The following is a 1,172-nucleotide window of genomic DNA, read 5'->3' on the forward strand; positions in this document are numbered from 1 at the left end:
CATGCTGGCGGTGTTCATCGCCGGGCTGATGATTGGCCGCACGCCCGAGTACCTGGGCAAGAAGATCGAAAGCTACGAGATGAAGATGACGTCCATCGCCATCCTTATCACCCCGATCACGGTGCTGGTGGGCGTGGCCGTTGCCGTGCTGGCCGAAGCCGGGCGCGCGGGCGTGGCCAATCCGGGCGCGCACGGCTTCTCTGAAATCCTGTACGCGCTGACCTCGGCCGCCAACAACAACGGCAGCGCCTTCGCCGGCCTGTCGGCCAACACGCCGTTCTACAACACGCTGCTGGGCATCGCCATGTGGCTGGGGCGCTTCGGCGTGATCGTGCCGGTGCTGGCCATGGCCGGCAGCCTGGCCGCGAAAAAACGCATTCCCACGGGCGCCGGCACCCTGCCCACGCACGGGCCGCTGTTCATCGCGCTGCTGATCGGCACGGTGCTGCTGGTGGGCCTGCTCAACCATGTGCCCAGCCTGGCCCTGGGGCCCATCGTCGAGCACCTGGTGCTTTGGAAAGCCTAAGGGAGTCCATCACATGACTGCGTATAACAACAAACTTTCGTTTCTCGACCCGGCGCTGATCAAGCCCTCGCTGGCGCAGGCCTTCGCCAAGCTCGACCCGCGCGTGCAGTGGCGCAACCCGGTGATGTTCGTGGTCTATGTCGGCAGCATTCTGACCAGCGTGCTGTGGGCGATGAGCCTGGGCAACGCGGCCGTGGCCGGCGCCGAGGGGCCGGGCTTCATCCTGGCGATTGCGCTGTGGCTGTGGTTCACGGTGCTGTTCGCCAATTTTGCCGAGGCGCTGGCCGAGGGGCGCTCCAAGGCCCAGGCGGCGTCGCTGCGCGGCCTCAAGAGCCATACCTGGGCGAAGAAGCTGCACGAGCCGCACCACGGCGCGCAATGGCACCCGCTGCAGTCGAGCGACCTGCGCAAGGGCGACGTGGTGCTGGTCGAGGTCGGCGACATGGGCACCATTCCGCTCGACGGCGAGGTCATAGAAGGCGTGGCCTCGGTGGACGAGAGCGCCATCACGGGCGAGTCGGCCCCGGTGATCCGCGAGTCGGGCGGCGACTTCTCGTCGGTCACCGGCGGCACGCGCGTGCTGTCGGACTGGCTGGTGGTGCGCATCACGGTCAACCCGGGCGAGTCCTTCCTCGACCGCATGATC

The 1,172-nt window shown here is 67.2% G+C and carries 1 protein-coding gene and 1 pseudogene; both read left to right on the plus strand.

The annotated features are described in order from the left end of the window. Window positions 1–526: potassium-transporting ATPase subunit KdpA (locus QZH66_RS16530; RefSeq protein ID WP_305806960.1), on the plus strand; the 526-nt coding region annotated here is incomplete at its 5' end. 13 nt (window positions 527–539) lie between these two features. After that, window positions 540–1,172: pseudogene (locus QZH66_RS16535) on the plus strand (potassium-transporting ATPase subunit B); the annotation flags it as partial.

The organism is Stenotrophomonas sp. YIM B06876 (assembly GCF_030711595.1).
In the GTDB taxonomy this organism is placed as follows: domain Bacteria; phylum Pseudomonadota; class Gammaproteobacteria; order Xanthomonadales; family Xanthomonadaceae; genus Stenotrophomonas.